Origin of the sequence: Shewanella psychrophila, assembly GCF_002005305.1 — a bacterium.
In the GTDB taxonomy this organism is placed as follows: domain Bacteria; phylum Pseudomonadota; class Gammaproteobacteria; order Enterobacterales; family Shewanellaceae; genus Shewanella; species Shewanella psychrophila.
Genome location: NZ_CP014782.1, coordinates 2,800,564 through 2,818,443, shown reverse-complemented (window position 1 = coordinate 2,818,443; position 17,880 = coordinate 2,800,564). Strand labels below are relative to the sequence as shown.

The 17,880-nt window shown below is 43.7% G+C and carries 13 protein-coding genes and 1 pseudogene; 4 read left to right on the top strand and 10 right to left on the bottom strand.

The genetic code is table 11. The annotated features are described in order from the left end of the window. Positions 1 to 859: 859 nt before the first annotated feature. Complete coding sequence (locus sps_RS12115; RefSeq protein WP_077752769.1) at positions 860 to 1,273, top strand: hypothetical protein; 414 nt, start codon at positions 860 to 862, stop codon at positions 1,271 to 1,273. Between the two features lie 360 nt (positions 1,274 to 1,633). On the opposite strand, the pseudogene sps_RS28800 reads toward sps_RS12115, so the two are convergent. The 8 genes and pseudogenes from sps_RS28800 to gltB form a co-directional block, all read right to left on the bottom strand. Then, positions 1,634 to 1,861, bottom strand: a pseudogene (locus tag sps_RS28800) (IS5/IS1182 family transposase); the annotation flags it as partial. A 320-nt stretch (positions 1,862 to 2,181) separates the two neighbouring features. Continuing rightward, positions 2,182 to 2,664 (bottom strand): nuclear transport factor 2 family protein, encoded by a 483-nt coding sequence (locus sps_RS12110; RefSeq protein WP_077752768.1) that lies wholly within the window; start codon positions 2,662 to 2,664, stop codon positions 2,182 to 2,184. A gap of 2 nt (positions 2,665 to 2,666) precedes the next feature. Then, positions 2,667 to 3,296, bottom strand: coding sequence for a trimeric intracellular cation channel family protein (locus tag sps_RS12105; protein WP_077752767.1), 630 nt, complete (start codon positions 3,294 to 3,296; stop codon positions 2,667 to 2,669). Then, positions 3,293 to 3,670 carry a DUF2721 domain-containing protein gene (locus sps_RS12100; RefSeq protein ID WP_077755659.1) on the bottom strand — a complete coding sequence of 126 codons (378 nt, stop codon included), beginning with the start codon at positions 3,668 to 3,670 and terminating at the stop codon, positions 3,293 to 3,295. Before sps_RS12100 ends, sps_RS12105 begins: the two co-directional genes overlap by 4 nt. 97 nt (positions 3,671 to 3,767) lie before the next feature. Next, complete coding sequence (locus sps_RS12095; protein WP_077752766.1) at positions 3,768 to 4,751, bottom strand: cobalamin biosynthesis protein CobD/CbiB; 984 nt, start codon at positions 4,749 to 4,751, stop codon at positions 3,768 to 3,770. Between the two features lie 55 nt (positions 4,752 to 4,806). Next, positions 4,807 to 5,499, bottom strand: coding sequence for a 5'-methylthioadenosine/S-adenosylhomocysteine nucleosidase (gene mtnN, locus sps_RS12090; protein ID WP_077752765.1), 693 nt, complete (start codon positions 5,497 to 5,499; stop codon positions 4,807 to 4,809). 260 nt (positions 5,500 to 5,759) lie between these two features. Continuing rightward, complete coding sequence (locus tag sps_RS12085) at positions 5,760 to 7,169, bottom strand: FAD-dependent oxidoreductase (protein WP_077752764.1); 1,410 nt, start codon at positions 7,167 to 7,169, stop codon at positions 5,760 to 5,762. A 91-nt stretch (positions 7,170 to 7,260) separates the two neighbouring features. Beyond that, on the bottom strand, positions 7,261 to 11,709 hold the full coding sequence (gltB, locus tag sps_RS12080; RefSeq protein WP_077752763.1) for a glutamate synthase large subunit: 4,449 nt from the start codon (positions 11,707 to 11,709) through the stop codon (positions 7,261 to 7,263). A 527-nt stretch (positions 11,710 to 12,236) separates the two neighbouring features. On the opposite strand from gltB, the gene mnmL reads away from it, so the two are divergent. Both mnmL and sps_RS12070 read left to right on the top strand, forming a co-directional pair. Beyond that, the gene (gene mnmL / locus sps_RS12075) at positions 12,237 to 13,163 is read left to right on the top strand and encodes a tRNA modification radical SAM protein MnmL/YtqA (protein ID WP_077752762.1); all 927 of its coding nucleotides are present in this window, start codon (positions 12,237 to 12,239) and stop codon (positions 13,161 to 13,163) included. A 174-nt stretch (positions 13,164 to 13,337) separates the two neighbouring features. Then, positions 13,338 to 13,703 carry an Hpt domain-containing protein gene (locus sps_RS12070; protein WP_077752761.1) on the top strand — a complete coding sequence of 122 codons (366 nt, stop codon included), beginning with the start codon at positions 13,338 to 13,340 and terminating at the stop codon, positions 13,701 to 13,703. 125 nt (positions 13,704 to 13,828) lie between these two features. On the opposite strand, the gene sps_RS12065 is transcribed toward sps_RS12070, so the two are convergent. Continuing rightward, positions 13,829 to 15,523: a GGDEF domain-containing protein gene (locus sps_RS12065; protein WP_077752760.1), complete on the bottom strand. Its 1,695-nt coding sequence runs from the start codon at positions 15,521 to 15,523 to the stop codon at positions 13,829 to 13,831. 183 nt (positions 15,524 to 15,706) lie between these two features. On the opposite strand from sps_RS12065, the gene oxyR reads away from it, so the two are divergent. After that, the gene (gene oxyR, locus sps_RS12060) at positions 15,707 to 16,621 is read left to right on the top strand and encodes a hydrogen peroxide-inducible genes transcriptional activator OxyR (RefSeq protein ID WP_077755658.1); all 915 of its coding nucleotides are present in this window, start codon (positions 15,707 to 15,709) and stop codon (positions 16,619 to 16,621) included. Positions 16,622 to 16,780: 159 nt separating this feature from the next. Here the strand turns inward: oxyR and sps_RS12055 are convergent, their stop codons facing one another. Beyond that, positions 16,781 to 17,848, bottom strand: a complete 1,068-nt coding sequence (locus sps_RS12055; RefSeq protein WP_077752759.1) for an adenylate/guanylate cyclase domain-containing protein — start codon at positions 17,846 to 17,848, stop codon at positions 16,781 to 16,783. Positions 17,849 to 17,880 lie beyond the last annotated feature (32 nt).

The following is a 17,880-nucleotide window of genomic DNA, read 5'->3' as shown; positions in this document are numbered from 1 at the left end:
CAGCACTCATTATTTTTTGTATATGTAAGTTATTATAATGTAGTAGGTTTTCAACCTTGACCCGTTAAATTTCCGTTTCCAAATCTAATGCGGGTTATATTCCATCATCTTTGTTCTGGTCGGGTGGCTTGTTTAGTGTATAAGTTAAACTGTGGCGTACATAAAAAACTGCTAAGTATGTATTATTAAGTGAACTCATAGGGTCGCGGATAGTTAACCTTTACTGGCTGTCGAATGAGTTGAATGCATCATCATACCAATTATGAGTCTGAACTATCTATCTGAGAAAGCCACATTGAAGTGAATGTTGAAATTAGGTATACGACAGTAAAAATATTTTTATACATGGGATAGGTATATTGATATGTTCCTCCCGTAAACACATGAAATAAATATAAGAATAAATCATGTTAATTCAAAAGGGTCATATATATGTTGATTGCGTGCTTAAATAAAACTTTATCTTTTATTATTCAAGTTTTGACTAGTGGTTTCACCTAGCTGTGAGCTAATCGGGGCAGGGTAGACTTCTAGAATTCAAACTCCTTTCATACCCAACTTTACAGGAGTTTTCAGCATTAATCACGTGACGTCGTAATGCTAAGTGCGTGATAATATAAGCTTAAAACAGAATGAATGCAGAACGGAGCCATTTAAATACAGAGATCCTTCCTAAAATAAGGGGAGTTCGAGAATATATTTCTAATAGTTTTAGGTAACAAGCATTCTATTTACTATTCTCTTAAACAAGCCGTTTTTAACAGGCTGATAGCGTTATTTATTGCTCGTTCTGTATGTAATTGGGGGAAGTCATAATTTCCCCTGTTTATAATGTAACTTAACCTTAGGTTTTAACTATATGAATTTTAATATAAGAAGTATTCTTAATCAGAGAAAAGATGAAAGCCATGTTACAAATAAACAAATTAACAAGTTGAATAAATCAATTAAATCTGTAAGGCAAGTTCCTAAATATATGTCTGGCGATCAACTTATTCAGACTTTTAAAAATTTTACAAAATTACAGGGAGAGATAAAAAATCTAAAAAATAAAGATGTAAACATGTCTGAATCCAAGTGCATCAAGTTGAAGGAACTATCTGAAAAAATGGGTGAAATATTTCAAGAAGTAGAAATCAGGAATTCTGATAAATGCCTGGGGAAACCAATAAAACAAACTAACTATTTAATCCTAGAAGATAAATTTAAGGCTAGATATTGGTCTGCCTCACACAAAGCAAACTCCACTAAAATTAAGACTGACAAAGGATAAGAATAATCCCCTTTTTAAATAGTGGTGCGAAGTTTTACCTTGGAATTAATGATTTAAGATATCTCCATATTCCATATTCCGGATCACACAAGTGTTAACTAGTAGAGAGTCTGATTGGCTCTCTCTTTTTTTCGTCATCATTCTCATGTCGTTAATTTCAACCATATGGAGCCAACCTGCATGGTCTGGTATGTAATAAAGTTCATGTTTAAAGAGTATTGCCGAGCTTCTCAAGGGGACAGTCTTTGTACTGAGTACTATTTAAGGACGTTGTTGCCAACCCCTCACTATAGATGCAGCAACACCAAGGATGTGAGCTAACTAGGTAGTCTGTTTCTTAACTGGCATTCCTAGTCTTATGACTTTGTTTATTGCCTTTACACCTGCTACGACTTCATGCGTATTCGCATCTACTACGAGGTGTAACTTACGCCAGATATGACGCTTTTCTTTACCATGCTTCCTAGTTTTCCATTCCCCATGTGCCACTGAGTCACGACTCGGTGAGCGATATTTGATATTTACGGTCTTGTTCCGTTTGCTTATGCAGCTCTAGCTTGGTGAGGTTAGTGGTATATCCTTAAGTTTCTATTTAGTGTCCGTGATGATGACCTTATCCATTATTGTCATCTCATTGCTATAAACAACTTCTTTATCCCGGAGTGGCTTTCTATTATGAACCTTTTGTACTTCGTCCCAGACTGGTTTCCTTAAAATGCATTAAATCCCCCTAACAAGGCCACCTGAACCGGGGGAGTCCGGTAAATGTCGATCTGAAACACGTTCACTGATGGGATGAAAGGGGATCTCAATGATGGGGAATACGGATGAAGGGAAAGAAAAACCAAACTGTGCAGAACAGAACTTAATAGGGCTAAAGCTAAGACTAAGGCATATGGCCGTTTAATCTATTGAACCGCTAGTTGATCGGCCATGGTTTGGTAATCCATCAGATCTTCATGCTCCTCGATCCTGCGATTATCCATATCTAATTTGACGGTTGTAACTCCGGGGATTGCCAAGTCGATGATCTTACCGGGTTTACCAAATTGATCTCCAGGCCCCTTGTAGTGGTAGCTGCCTATCATCACGACCAAAGAACCAGAGTTAAACATATGTTCGATATTAAAGCCGTATTCGAGGACGCCCTGATGGGCGCGTCTGAGAAAACTAATGATGTGTCTGCGGCCAGTATAGGACTTGCTTGCTGTTCTGTCTTTGAAGATGCTGTCTCTGTCATAGAAGGCGCTTAATACCTTGTAATCATGATCTGTGACGGCTTGAATATACTTCACTGCCAACTGCTGTTCGAGTGGCATCTCTCCGTTGTTTGCTACTGCAGGTAAGCCAACAAAAGCAAGAATAAGGTAAAGGTAGCGTGAGATCATCATAATTAATTCTTTAAGTTTTTCTTTAAATCGAATGCTGGCAGGGACAGATGCCATTTAATGGAAGCGAGCCTGATGCAAAGTGCCACCATCATGGAGAGTAGCATGGCATGCATATTCTCCACACCTAAATAGATGCTCATGCTATAACAGATCCCACCTAAGATAGATGCGGTAGCATAGATCTCTGTTCTCAATATCATAGGGACTTGACGGCAAAGCAAGTCTCGAATAATGCCTCCTCCCACGCCAGTTATCAAGCCCATTACCACGGCTATCATTCCACCTAGTTCGAGATTGAGTGCTTTCTCGGCGCCAATAACTGTAAACAAAGCCAAGCCCAGGGCATCGGCTATGGGCAAGGTATGTTGGGGGACCTTCTTAGGTTTTCGAACCAAAATTAAGGTTATTAATACCGTGATCAAGATAACGACAATATAATTGGGATCACGGATCCAAAATACCGGAGTCGTCCCAAGAAGCGCATCTCGTATGCTACCGCCACCGACGGCTGTGACCGAGGCGAGTACAATTACTCCGAAAGGATCCATTCGGTGTCGCCCCGCGGCTAGCGCCCCTGAGAGGGCAAATACGGCGGTACCACAGAGATCGAAGAAGTAGATCCACTCAATCATTCGTCCATCTCTTTCAGGTGAAGGTTGAGGGCATCGACCGAAATGCGGATCTCAATCACCGAGAGCAGCAGTGAATAAAGCAGTAAAAGCAAACTAGAGCCAAAGATAAACGAGCCGGTTTTATTGAGTCCGACATAGATGAAAATCATGCAGAGCACACATAGGGCGAAACTCATGACACCCGCTTCCTGCATGCGCCTGATGATGCTGATCCGCTGACGTAAGTTTCTTAATTGTTCATAATGAACAGGTTTTCCGTCACTACTCAAGCTTCTTATAAGGGCCGCGAGGGCAAAGAATCGATTGGTATAGGCCAGCAACAGCAAGGAAATTGCTGGGAATAGCAAGGCGGGAGTGGTTAATGATACATGAATATTGTCGAACAAATTTTATAGCCTATGTCGGGAAGTCTTGAGCCGATAATGAGAATGATACCTATGGATAAGAAGATGTCTAGACTGATTGAAGCGCTTAAGTCTGTAAATAGCGAAGTGCTGCCCAGATGAGTGGGATCAGGATAAGAAAACTGAGCCAAAGTGTATACCCTGTACTGGTCAATTTTATTGCAGCAGCGATAGAGTGACTATCGGGCTTAGGGCCGTAAATGAGCTTAGTGACCGCGACGCGCTGATTGTTAAACTTCATCGGTCCACCCAGCTCAACCTTGAGTACCGATGCGGCGATTGCACAGGTGTTAATACAGTTATAGAGGGGGCCGTTATTAGACAAGGGTTTAAAGAGTAAAAGTATGCTCTTAGGGCCGCCTTGAATCGCTAGAGTGAAATTCCACAACCAGCTCGGGATGATGAATAAGGCGGCGCTAAGCAGATTAACTGGTTGACCAAAATACTTAAATTTAGGGTTAATCGCTGGCCAACAAAGCTCAAGCTTCTTTATCATTCGGGCGACAAGTACCAAAGGTGCACCGCCGATACTAAAAAATAATATGGTTGAAACTGTGCCGTAAACTGGTGTTGTGACCAATTTTTCTATGGTGGCCTTGCTGATTCCAACACTGCTTAATTGTTTTGTGTCCCGGTATAACCATAGAGAGAGCAGTTGTCTGGCGAGGGTTTTATCTTCTCGACTCAAAGCTTGCCTCACCTCACCAGCGACTTGTTTAAAATTATCATCATTTAAGCAGAGATAGAGAATAATAAACTCGAAAAACCAGGGGAAAGCGGCGAGTTGTAACAAGAAATAGATAATGGCCCAGAAAGGCAATATCAATAGTATCGCCGCCATTGAACCTGCAATGACTTGTTGGGAAGGCGAGCGGTTACTGTGTGCTACTTTCTTTGCTAATTCGTTAGCAAGTAAGCCGAACCAAACTATGGGTTGAAACTCTCTAGGCAGTGGCGCGAGGCGAGACAGCAATAAACTGACAAGGAGGATCATGGTTCCTTCATAAAACGAACTGTCGTTGAGCAGCTGTTGGGCAAACTCTGGAACCATGATAATGACCTTGCTAGATGTTCGGTAATTACTAAACTCTAATAAACATTAGTATTTATAGATGTTTAAGTAAAGCCATCACCATTAAGGCTGATTGGTGGCCCGCTTTGACTAAGTAAGTGTCAAAATCGACCGGAGAGTCATTATTGGCATTATCTGATAGTGAGCGGATGACCACAAAAGGCACCTTAAATTGGTGACAGACTTGGGCAATGGCAGCTCCTTCCATTTCGCAAGCAGCCATAGTTGGAAAATGGCTGAGCATGGTCTTAGTACGTTCTGGATCGCAGATGAAACTGTCGCCAGTACAGATTAAACCTTGGATGGCTTTCACATCATCAAGGCTGGCTACGGCCTTACAAGCGGCGTCCATTAATTTCTCGTCGGCCGCAAAAGCGGCTGGTTGACTGGCCATCTGGCCTATCTCATAGCCAAATGCGGTGACATCGACATCATGATGTCTGACTTCTGTGGAGATAACGATATCACCTATAGCCAGTTCATCGACGAAACCACCGGCTGAGCCTGTATTGATCACGGCATCGGGAGCGTACTTCTCGATAAGTAAGGTTGTGGCGATACTGGCGGCGACTTTTCCTATGCCAGAGCGAGTGACTATCACCTCAGTACCATCTAGTGTGCCGGCGATAAATTCAATACCCGCAATAGTCTTTGACTCTGCAGATGTCATAGCAGCAATAAGATGAGCAACCTCTGGCTCCATGGCGCCAATAATACCGATTTTCATTGAGTAACCTTAAATATGTGTTAAGTAAAATTGATGGAGGCTAACTAATACCGATTTTCATTGAGTAACCGTAAATGTATTAAGCCGAATTTGATGGCGGCCAATATAGCATAACTTACTAGCCGGAATCAGTTGGATTGCTTTTTGACAGGCAAAAAAAAGCACATCAATCGATGTGCAAATCACAAGCAAAGCGTTATTGATACAGATTGCTATTATCTCAATCGGTATCTGGTTAGGTGATGAACCAATATTGGTTGTTATGACTCAAAAGTATTGAGGATACCCAGTGCCGCATCTCGCCCCTCGGCGATAGCTGTTACGACTAAATCTGAGCCACGCACCATATCTCCACCGGCAAACACTTTAGGGTTGGTCGTTTGGAATGGATTATCGGCGGCTTTCGGTGCGACCACACGTCCCCATTGGTCAAGGTCTACATTATGATCTTTGAGCCAGCTAGCAGGACTGGGCTGGAAACCAAAGGCAATGATGATGGCATCGGCTTCGAGTAAGGCTTCACTGCCCTCTATAGCTTCGGCGCGGCGTCGTCCACTGGTATCGGCTGCGCCCATCTGGGTTTCGACGCAAGTGATGCCGGTGACTTGTCCATCTTGGGTCTCGATGGATACAGGCTGCCTGTTGAAGAGGAAGTTTACGCCTTCTTCTTTAGCATTTTGTACTTCGCGGCGAGAGCCTGGCATGTTGGGTTCGTCACGGCGATAGGCGCAAGTGACTTCTTTAGCCCCCTGACGAATTGCAGTGCGGACACAATCCATGGCGGTATCACCACCACCTAGTACTACCACTCTCTTGCCTTTCAGATTCAGGTAAGGGGATTCAGTATCTTGAGTACTCATGATGTGGTGGGTATTGCCTATCAGGTAAGGCAGTGCTTGATGAACGCCTTGGGCATCTTCACCGGGCAAACCCGCCTTCATGGCAGTGTAGGTTCCCATACCTATAAATACGGCGTCATAGTCATTGACTAAGTCGTCGAAGGGCAGATCCTTACCTATGGTCACACCCAGTTTGAACTCGATCCCCATGCCTTCCATTACCGTGCGGCGAGTCGCCATCACAGCTTTATCTAGCTTAAATGCCGGGATACCGTAGGTGAGCAGGCCGCCAATCTCAGGGTTTTTGTCAAATACCACGGCCTGGACACCATTTCGGGCCAGAATGTCAGCACAGCCTAGACCAGCTGGACCGGCCCCAACAATAGCGACACGCTCTTTTCTAGCCACAACCTTACTCAAGTCTGGGCGCCAGCCTTGTTCGATTGCGGTATCTGTGATGTATTTCTCTACGTTGCCGATAGTTACAGCGCCAAACTCTTCGTTGAGCGTGCAGGCGCCTTCACATAATCTGTCTTGTGGGCAGACTCGTCCACAAATCTCAGGCAAGGTATTAGTTTCATGTACCAAGTCTGCCGCTTCTAGTATGCGGCCTTGTTTAGCCAGTTTTAACCAGTTAGGGATGTAGTTGTGCAGTGGACATTTCCATTCACAATAAGGGTTACCACAATCGAGACAACGGTCTGATTGCTCTTTTACCTGGCTTTGAGCGAACGGCTGATAAATCTCAATAAATTGAGTGGCGCGCTTCTTTACAGGGTGTTTGATCGGATCGATACGATCGACTTCGATAAATTGAAAATCATTGCTCATATCGCTATTACCCCCGCTGTAACTTCAACATTTAATTCTGTTTTTTTATGTGTAATCACGATAAATTTAAAATTATTTTTCATCATATTATTTACCCCGCGATCACTTTGAGCTCTGGTTGTTTTTGCTCGAGTCTCAATAGATCTGAGACTGGCACACTCTTAGGTTTGACTATCACGAAGCAGCCGAGCCAATTTTCAAAATCGTTCAGTAACATTTTCGCATGTTCACTGCCCGTTTCAGCCAGATGTTCCTCTATGAGGCCCTTGAGATGTTGCTGATGTATAGGTGAGTCGAGTTTTTGTGTATCGACCAACTCAGTGTTAACTCTTCGGTTAAAACGTCCAAAACGGTCGAAGACATAGGCAAAGCCACCCGTCATTCCAGCACCAAAGTTAACACCTGTTTTACCTAGCACCACGACAATACCGCCGGTCATATATTCACAACCGTTATCGCCCAGGCCTTCAACAACCGCAAGGGCCCCAGAGTTTCTAACCGCGAAACGTTCACCGGCAATGCCGGAAGCAAATAACTTGCCGCCTGAGGCGCCGTAGAGGCAAGTGTTACCTATGATAGATGAGCGCTCGCTTTGGAAGTTGCTTCCCAGAGGAGGATGTATAGTGATTTTGCCGCCGGACATGCCCTTACCGACATAATCGTTGGCATCACCACAGAGAGTTAATTCGATACCTGGACTGTTCCAAACCCCGAAGCTCTGACCCGCGCTGCCATTAAACTGCAGTTTAATAGGAGATTTAGCTCCCTCCTTACCTACTGTTGTAGCCACAAAGCCAGAGAGTGTGGCCCCAATAGAGCGGTCGACATTGCCAATTTCGAAACGGGTGGATAATTCCTCACCTTGCTCAACGGCGTTTTTACACTTAGCTAAGATCTTTTGGTTGAGCACACCAATATCTGAGGTTGGATTGAGTTCTTTCCAGGTAACAGCACTGCCCTCAGGGACTTCTGGTGTGTAAAGGATAGCGCTTAGGTCGAGGCCATTTTGCTTAGGAGTTTCGCCTTCCAGTGCATGTAACCAGTCGCTACGGCCCACTAGTTGCTCAAACTCGGTAACACCTAAGGCTGCCATCTCTTCGCGAATTTCTCTGGCAACGAACTCGAAATAAGTCATCACACGTTCCGGAAGACCATGATAATGCTCGTTTCTGAGCTGCTTATTCTGGGTTGCTATGCCTGTCGCACAGTTGTTGAGGTGACAAATACGCAAGTATTTACATCCCAAAGCTATCATAGGCACTGTACCGAAACCGAAGCTTTCTGCTCCTAGCAAGGCTGCCTTGATGACGTCTCGGCCTGATTTTAAGCCGCCATCGACCTGAAGACGGATTTTATGACGCAATCCGTTTTTCACCAGAGACTGATGCACTTCTGCAAGACCAAGCTCCCATGGGCTGCCGGCGTACTTAACTGAGGTAATTGGACTTGCCCCCGTACCGCCATCGTATCCTGAGATGGTGATCATATCGGCGTAGGCCTTAGCCACGCCAGTGGCTATGGTGCCCACACCTGGCTCTGAAACCAATTTAACCGAGATCAATGCCTTAGGATTAATCTGCTTAAGATCGAAAATGAGTTGGGCCAAGTCTTCAATCGAGTAGATATCATGGTGAGGTGGTGGCGATATTAATGTGACACCAGGTCTGGCATTACGTAGACCCGCTATTTCGACACTCACCTTATCACCTGGAAGTTGACCGCCTTCACCGGGCTTTGCCCCTTGGGCAACCTTGATCTGTAACACTTCGGCATTAACCAGATAATGGGCCGTGACACCGAAGCGTCCTGAGGCGATCTGTTTGATCTTGGAGTTCCCCTCGGTGTTGAATCGACGTGGATCTTCTCCACCTTCTCCCGAGTTAGAACGGCCACCTAGCCGATTCATCGCCACGGCGAGCGCTTCGTGTGCTTCAGGGCTAAGGGCGCCAATACTCATGGCCGCACTGTCAAATCTTGGGTATAAGCTAGTAGCGGATTCGACAGTGTCCACTTCTACGGCTGCCAACTCACCTTTCACTTCGATGAGATCTCTTAGCGTCGCTACTGGACGTTTGTCTACAAGCTCTGTGAAGCGTTTATAAGTGGGGTAATCCCTGTCTTTCAAACATGCCTGAAGCGTGTTGACGACATCCGGGTTGAAGCTGTGATATTCCCCCCCTTCGACGTACTTCAATAACCCACCTTGGCTGAGTGGCTGGTGTGCCTGAAAAGCGACTTTATGAAGTTTGACTTGATCTTGCTCTAGCAAGTCAAAATTTGCTCCTTCAATACGGCTAATTACGCCGTTGAAACAGAGGTCGACTACATTTGTTGCCAGACCTATGGCCTCAAATTGTTGACTACAACGGTATGAGGCTACGGTACTGATCCCCATCTTTGACATGATCTTTCTTAGACCCTTATCGATACCTTGGCGGAAATTGAGCATCAATTGGCGAGTGTCGGCAATATCGCTCTTCTTCGCTAGGGCGCAGATAGATTCGTAGGCCAGGTAAGGATAAATAGCGGTGGCACCGAATCCGAGCAGCACTGCAAAATGGTGTGGATCTCTCGCCGTCGCGGTTTCAACCACGATATTGGTATCACAACGAAGACTCTTGTTGACGAGCACATGCTGTATGGCTCCTACGGCCATAGCGGCTGGAATAACCTGTTTAGACTTGTCTGTGGCTCTGTCGGACAAAATGAGTAAGGTGGTTCCAGTTCTGGCTAGTCTCTCGGATTCGTCACAGATTCGAGTGATCGCCTTCTCTAATCCTTCACTCAAGTCATAGTTTAGATCTATGATGTTGGCACGATAATACATCGAGTCAAGAGCCATTAGCTGATTGAAATCACTATAAAGTAAAACCGGTGAGTTAAACATGACACGGTATGCATGCCCTGTGGTCTCATTAAATAAGTTCTGCTCTCTGCCGACACATGTGGCGAGAGACATCACGTGTTTCTCTCTCAATGGATCGATAGGAGGATTGGTGACTTGGGCGAATTTTTGCCTGAAATAGTCGTAAATAGTACGAGATTTCTTCGAAAGTACAGCCATAGGCGTGTCGTCACCCATAGAACCCGTGGCTTCTTCGCCTTTTTGTGCCAGTACCCAGATGACGTCTTGCAACTCTTCCCGGGAATAGCCAAATTGTTTGTGATATTGCAGGAGTTGGTCATCGTTGAATTCGCTCACTCCTTGTGCTTCATTGGGTAAATCTTCTGCAGGAATCAGGGTTCGACTGTTTTTAGCCATCCATTCCTTGTACGGGTGACGACGTTTAAGATCGTTATCGATCTCAAATGAAGAATAAAGCTGACCATTGAGTGTATCTAGCACGAGTAGTTCGCCTGGGCCAACTCGACCCTTCTCGACGACTTCGTCGGGGGCGTAATCCCATATACCGACTTCGGAGGCCAAGGTGAGTATTCTATCTTTGGTGATCACGTAGCGAGACGGACGCAGGCCGTTGCGATCGACCGCACAGGCTACATGTCTACCGTTCGTCATGACTATCCCCGCAGGACCGTCCCATGGCTCCATATGCATGGAGTTAAAGTCGTAGAAGGCTTTAAGCTCTTCATCCATTTCAGGGTTACTTTGCCATGCTGGTGGAATCAACAGGCGCATGGCTCTATATAAGTCCATACCGCCAGCAAGTAGCATCTCAAGCATGTTATCCAGTGAGGATGAGTCTGAGCCCGTTTCATTGACGAAGGGAGCCGCTTGCTGAAGATCAGGTAAAAGTGGCGCATTGAACTTGTAGGCTCGTGCACGTGCCCACTGACGGTTACAGGTAATGGTATTGATCTCGCCGTTATGGGCCAGATATCTAAATGGCTGAGCCAACGGCCACTTAGGCGAAGTGTTGGTGGAGAACCTTTGATGAAACAGGCAGATTGAGCTTTGTAGGCGAATATCGGCTAAGTCGAGATAAAATTCCGGTAGATCCGCAGGCATCATCAAGCCTTTATAGACAATGACCTGGCCAGATAAACTTGCTACGTAAAACTCTTTATCTTGAGTGAGCTGCTGTTCTAAACGTCGTCTGGCCATATAAAGACGACGCTCTAAATCTTTTTCTCGCCAGCCGATGGGGGAGTTAATGAGAGCCTGATAAATCTGTGGTTGGCTCGCCTTACCTATTGGACCTAACACATCTGAGTTGACGGGAACCTTTCTCCATCCGGCAACACTTAAGGTTTCTTTTTCAAGTTCATGTTCTAAAAGTTGCTTAGCTTCTTCAGCTAATTTGTCATCTTGGTTGAGGAAAAACACACCTACTGCAAATTTACGGCTCAGGTGCCAATCATTCTCCGCGGCAACGGCTTCAAAGAACTTCACGGGCAGTTGCATGAGTAGCCCACAGCCATCACCTGTGCGGCCGTCGGATGCAATACCACCACGGTGCTTCATACGATCCAGCCCCTGGATTGCTGTTCTTACTATGCGGTGGCTAGGTTCACCGTCCATTTGGGCTATTAGCCCAAAACCACAATTGTCTCGCTCGAAACTGGGGTGATATAAGCTCATACACGACTCCATAAACTATAACTAAAATACTACTCGGGGAAATTCTTGTTATATATATGCACCCGAACCATTCAAATTAACCCTTGATAGTGCAAAGGTCAAACCAAATGATTGCATAAAATATGGTAGTTACCGTGTGTTTAATACAGGTTTAATAACGCCTTTACGTTAACGTAAACTGTGTAATTGGCTGTATAACGTTATGAATAAAAAGAATTTTAGCTTTTGAATGGTTGTGGGTTTACTAAATCGCAACAAACTTAATCTAATATATTATTTTATTAAAAGTGATTTTTTTTGCATCTACAGTGAATTTTTCTTGAGTTTTTGGCGTGATTATTTATGCATAACTAGTGCTATAAGTAACATTATTCAGCATGATTTGAACTCGATCTCGTTATTTTCAGTTAAATCGAAAAGTTTGACTGAAACATACCGACTGTCAGGAGTTTGATATAGCGCGATGTTTGAGGTAGGTGGATGACTTAAAATATCGTTATCGTTTTCTTGAATAATAGAGTTATAGAGTGGGACTTGATCATTACGTCAATACCTTCGGTGTTGCTTGCAAGAAGCAATTTGGTGAAAAGCTTAAAAAGCTAACCATAGATGCGAAATTTACTTGCCCTAATCGAGATGGCACCTTAGGCAAGGGCGGATGTACTTATTGTAATGTGGCTTCTTTTAGCTTTGAACATGGTATTGAGCTCTCTATTCACGAGCAACTAAAGCTAGGTCGTGAGAGGGCTAGAGGAAGGGCTACAAAGTATATTGCTTATTTTCAAGCTTATACCAGCACTTATGATGAGTACCGTGTTTTGAAAGCTAAATATGATGAAGCCATTAGTGACCCTGATATTGTGGGGCTTTGCGTTGGTACGCGACCAGATTGCGTGTCTGATGAAGTCATAGATTTACTCATCAGTTATCAAAACCGAGGAATAGAGGTTTGGCTTGAGCTAGGTCTGCAGTCGGCGAATGATAAGACTCTGAAGCGGATCAACAGAGGGCATACATATAATGACTACCGCGATACTGTACTAAAAGCCAGAGGGAAAGGGATTAAAGTATGCACTCATCTTATTCTTGGGCTACCCGGTGAAAGCCATCAGGATTACCTATCTTCGCTCGATGCAGTACTCAGTACAGGTGTCGATGGCCTTAAGTTACATCCTTTGCATATTGTTGAAGGTAGTACCATGGCCAAAGCATGGCGACATGATCGCATGTCGCTGCTAACCATAGAAGATTATGCCTATAGTGTCGGCGAGTTGATTCGCTATACACCAAAAGAGATTATTTTTCACCGTGTTACAGCCTACGCTAAGAAGCCCATGTTATTGGCTCCTGACTGGTGTGCGTTTCGTTGGGATGGGCTGGTAGCGATTGTGAATGACTTGGAAGACAAAGGCGGTCAGGGGAGCTATTTGAATTTTAAGGAAAACCTGTTCTAAAGCCAAAGATATTGGAGTTTATTAGTAGATTCAATTAATAGATAGTTAATGAGTGGTTAAAATGTATCAGTTTTTACTGACATATGGCTCAATTAGTTGCACCAGTAATTATAGCGGGTATTATGTGGTAAATTAGTCTTTAAAACAGTCAAAATTTTTGAGAGGTGCCTGAAGATGGCAACAGCTGAAATAGAATCAATTTTGGATCTTAATACACTGGAGCAATACTGTAGCGCTATCGGTGCAGGAACTTTGCTGAAAAGTGTCGTGTTATTTGAGCAACTAATGCCAGAATATGTGGGTAACTTAGTTAATGCTAAAGAAGCGCAAGATAAAGATACATTATGCTCTGAAGCTCATAAATTTAAAGGAGCTGCTGGTTCTGTGGGGTTAAAGCGAATTCAGCAATTTGCACAGTTACTCCAGCACGGTGAAGAGGCGGCGTGGGCTACAGAACATGATGTCTGGTTACAAGCCATCGTTGAGCATGCCAGCCAAGATTTAGCCGAGCTTAAGCAATACTTAGAGTCTAAAGCTTAATCATTAGATAAAAATTCCACCTCTTGCTTATGCATGGGGTAAAGAAAGCCCCAATGACCTAACTCATAGAGTCGGTCATTGGGGCTTTTTTATTGCTTGTTTGCTAGCATCTAGTGAGGTTGGTACTAGGCTTGTTCCTTTACTATGAAAGGCTCTAATCTTGCGAGCTCAAACCTGTTACGCCCTAAGCTTTTAGCTCGGTATAATGCTTCATCCGCTATGCTCAATAGCTTCATCTCTTCAAAATCTGCCTGATGCGAAACGCATGCTACACCTTGACTTATAGTGATGCTTATATCGCCCCTGGAGGTTAGGATTGGTTTGCTACTTATAGTTAAGCTGAGCTGTTGGGCAAGGTGTGCTGCTCCCTGTATATGGGTATTAGGTAATAAGATCACGAACTCTTCACCACCATATCGGCAGATGGCATCTGCAGGGCGGTTGAGTGCGTAATAAAAACGTTTAGCCACCATTTTCAATACTTCATCTCCTACTTGATGGCCATAATGATCATTTACACGTTTAAAATGATCCAGATCGATAATAATTAGGCTGATTGGCGTATTTTCCCGGGCGCTTCTGGATAATTCCTGGTGGTATCTCTCATCGAAAAACTGTCGGTTCTTTAGCCCTGTCAGGAAGTCGATAGCATTTTTCTCCTGCAGAAGACGATGGTTCATCTCGAGTTCCTTAAATTTCCTCTCTAAGGTCACCTTCTGTACGTTAGCTAGTGGTTTATTATTACTTAAGTTTTTAGACTCACTAATTTGAGCCGATACAAAGCATAATAGATTTATTCCCAGCACAGGAAGGTAGAGAAGCATCTTATCTAAGATGCTTGCTATGTCATTGAGTATGATGCAAAACAATGCCATGAATACTATGATGCCAAAATCACAAAGGTGATGGACATTAGAGAACCTGATAAAAGTGTAACCACAGAGGATTACTAAGGTTGAAAGGGTGATAGCTAAATAGGTGGGGAGAATTGATTCTAAAATAGGCAATGAAACTTGAGTGAGAATTGTCGTCACTAGTAAAGCGAGTATTGCAGTTCCATAAAGAGTGACATTGATAGAATGAACTAGATTATTCATTTCTTGATTCTGCTTCCTCCTCATGTGGATAAATAGAAGCAAAGATAGAATTGGCAAGAAAAAACCAATGGCACGACTTGAAATCGATGGAATTAGGATTTCAACTAAGCCCAGCTCATGGCTAAGGGATACAAGGAAACTGAGTTGAAAGCATAAAAGTAACAGGTTGGCGTTATTTTTAAGCAGACCCATGATCACTTGTAGCAAAACGATGGAGAATATGGCCCCCAGCATTAGGCATGAATATTGACTGTATTGGTTCAACCTGTGTGTTAACCAGGTATGTGACCAGATCTGAGTCGGTAAAACACGTGTGTCGAGCAATACCTCAACTTGCTGATATGGGGGGATGGTTAATGATTGTATGACTATTTTTGCTGGCCAGTTTAATGTTTGACTCGGCAGGAGAGAAAAGCCCTCGTTTTCATAGCGAGTATAATTCGCTAGCTGTTTATCAAATGAATTTACCGGCCTGGTTAAGGTCCATTTTCGAGCCCTGGCCGTCTCATTTTTCAGTGTCAGCAGCTTAGGTAGAAGGTTTTCATTAGGCAAGTAGTCATCTGGCAACAAGGACTTTATTTTTGATAATTGCTCTGGGCTCGAGACTTCGAAAAGCATTGAGGTTGGCATCTCCCTGCTTTTCTCTGAGAGATTAACATGTGCGTGAGCCTGTACTGTGGCAACAGATACCAGCATGAGTATATAAGCTAATGCTAATCTCATTCCTTGAGTACTCCGAAGAATTATCTGTCATGAGTATAGAATAGCATCACATATTGGCCACTTTTTAATGGTTTAAGTGGATTCTGTTCACATATTGAGGGTTAAGCTTAGTCGCTTTACTTGTCCTATGTGATAAAGTTAGATTGGATATTTGGATAAACATTGTTGTTGGTAATCGATTTTATGAAACATTTGCCCAGTTTGAAAAACCTATTTTATTTGGTTAACTTGCATCAAGAGCAGAATTTCAATAGAGCTGCGAAGATGTGTCATGTCAGTCAATCCACACTGTCGAGTGGTATTCAAAATTTAGAAGAGCAGCTTGGTCATCAGTTGATTGAGCGTGATCACAAATCATTTATCTTTACAGCTATTGGAGAGGAAGTTGTTCAGCGCTCGAGGAAATTACTTACCGATGTTGATGATCTAGTAGAGTTAGTCAAGCATCAGGGTGAGCCAATGACCGGAGATATCCGCCTAGGGTGTATTCCGACTATAGCGCCTTTCTTATTAAGTAAAGTGGTTAAGCATTGTCAGAGTACTTATCCTGATTTAACGCTACTTTTGAAAGAAGATACCACAGAGCGTTTATTAGATGCGTTGGGAAAGGGCGAGCTAGACTTGTTACTTTTAGCCTTGCCTGTTGATACAAGTGGCTTTCATAGTATGAAGGTTGGGATAGACCCATTTAAACTCGTTGTTCATGAAGAACTGACGGATGTGATACACGAACCACTGGATTATGATTCATTGCCTGATGAAAGCATCTTCCTGTTGCAGGCTGAGCATTGTATTACGGGTCATGCCGTGAGTGCCTGCCAACTGGCTAATAGCGCCAAGGTAAATCCTTTCGCTGCAACGAGTCTGCATACTTTAGTACAGATGGTGAACAGTAAGCTAGGAACAACTTTTTTGCCTCAGATGGCAATCGATGCAGGCATCTTAAATGATACTGAGTTGAAAGTGATGCAGCCTCCTGGTGAAGCCCCATACAGAGAGATCGGGCTGGTTTGGCGTCAAACATCGAGTCGAATATTAACCTTTAGAACTTTAGGTTTAGCGATTCAAAATATTTTGGAACAGAGCGATATTAAATAACATCTAGCGCCATCGAGTTTACTTGCTTGATGGCGCTGTTGGTTTTGTTCCTGTTTGGGGGCAACACTGAAGACACTCTGTCGAGTGCTGTTTATCTTTGATTTTAATCTAGCCTAAGCTGTTTATCTTATAATGACGGGTATCTGTGAGCTTGTCTGCCTATTTAGGTATGACACTGAAGACTTCTGTCGAGTGTTGTTTTCCCTTGAGTTTAATAGGACCTAAGCTGTTAATCTTATATGCACTGGTATCAATATCTATGCGGGATGCAAGGGAGCCCGATATCAACATTCTTTGCCCTAAGGGATTACATTGATCTTGTAGTCTGGCTAGAGTATTTAATACGTCACTGAAAAAGCTTATCTCTTGCTTCTGCACGCCAACGACTGCCGCAACGACCTGGCCGCAATGGGCCGCGGCTTTAAATTTAGGTACGAATCCATATTGCTCTTCAAAATATTGTCGTTGCCAACTAAGCTGCTGACTGAATTCGTAGTAGATATTAAAGCTTCGGTCATTCTTAATTCCGTGTTCCAAGGGCCAATGGATCAGGACTGCATCGCCCATATATCGATATATTTCGGCTTCATTATTAACTACAGTGTCAGAAAGTAAGCTAAAGCTATCTTGAATCAAGCGGCTAAAACGATAGTCACCTAATGACTCTGCATGAGTCGTTGAGGCAACCATGTCTAAATAAAGAAATAATCTCTGTTCATATCTGGGTTTATGGTATTTTCCTAGGCCAATATTGAGTAACACCCTAGGGCCGACTAAGAGCGCCATTTGTTCGATAAAAGCTAAGCTCACTCTAACAACAACGAGATAGACGATCAAAGCTTGGAACGAGGGACTATAAAGAATATGCGCAGTCAGCATCTGCCTCAATGTAGACATATGATTCTCTATGGCCCACATATTCAAAAATTGAGTCATATAAGCAAGAGTTGTCGCACCAAGCAGAAGGAAGAGGCCTTTGAAGATAACAGAGAACAAATACGGGAGTCTGTTAATTGCACTGAAGTCGGCAATGAGGTTAGACATCCAATGTAGGCTGCCGAATATTATCCCCATATATATAGCGAGTGTAGCGAGGTCAGCGGTTCCTACCGCCCATTGTGGGAGGTCTGGAGCCTGGGCATACCTGAAAAACACAAAGGCCGCCATGGCTATTCCCCAGGCGGAAATCGCAAAAATTAGTTTTTTTGCTTGTATGCGTGCTCTCACGGTATCTAATTTTTCCTAACGTAGGTCTATTT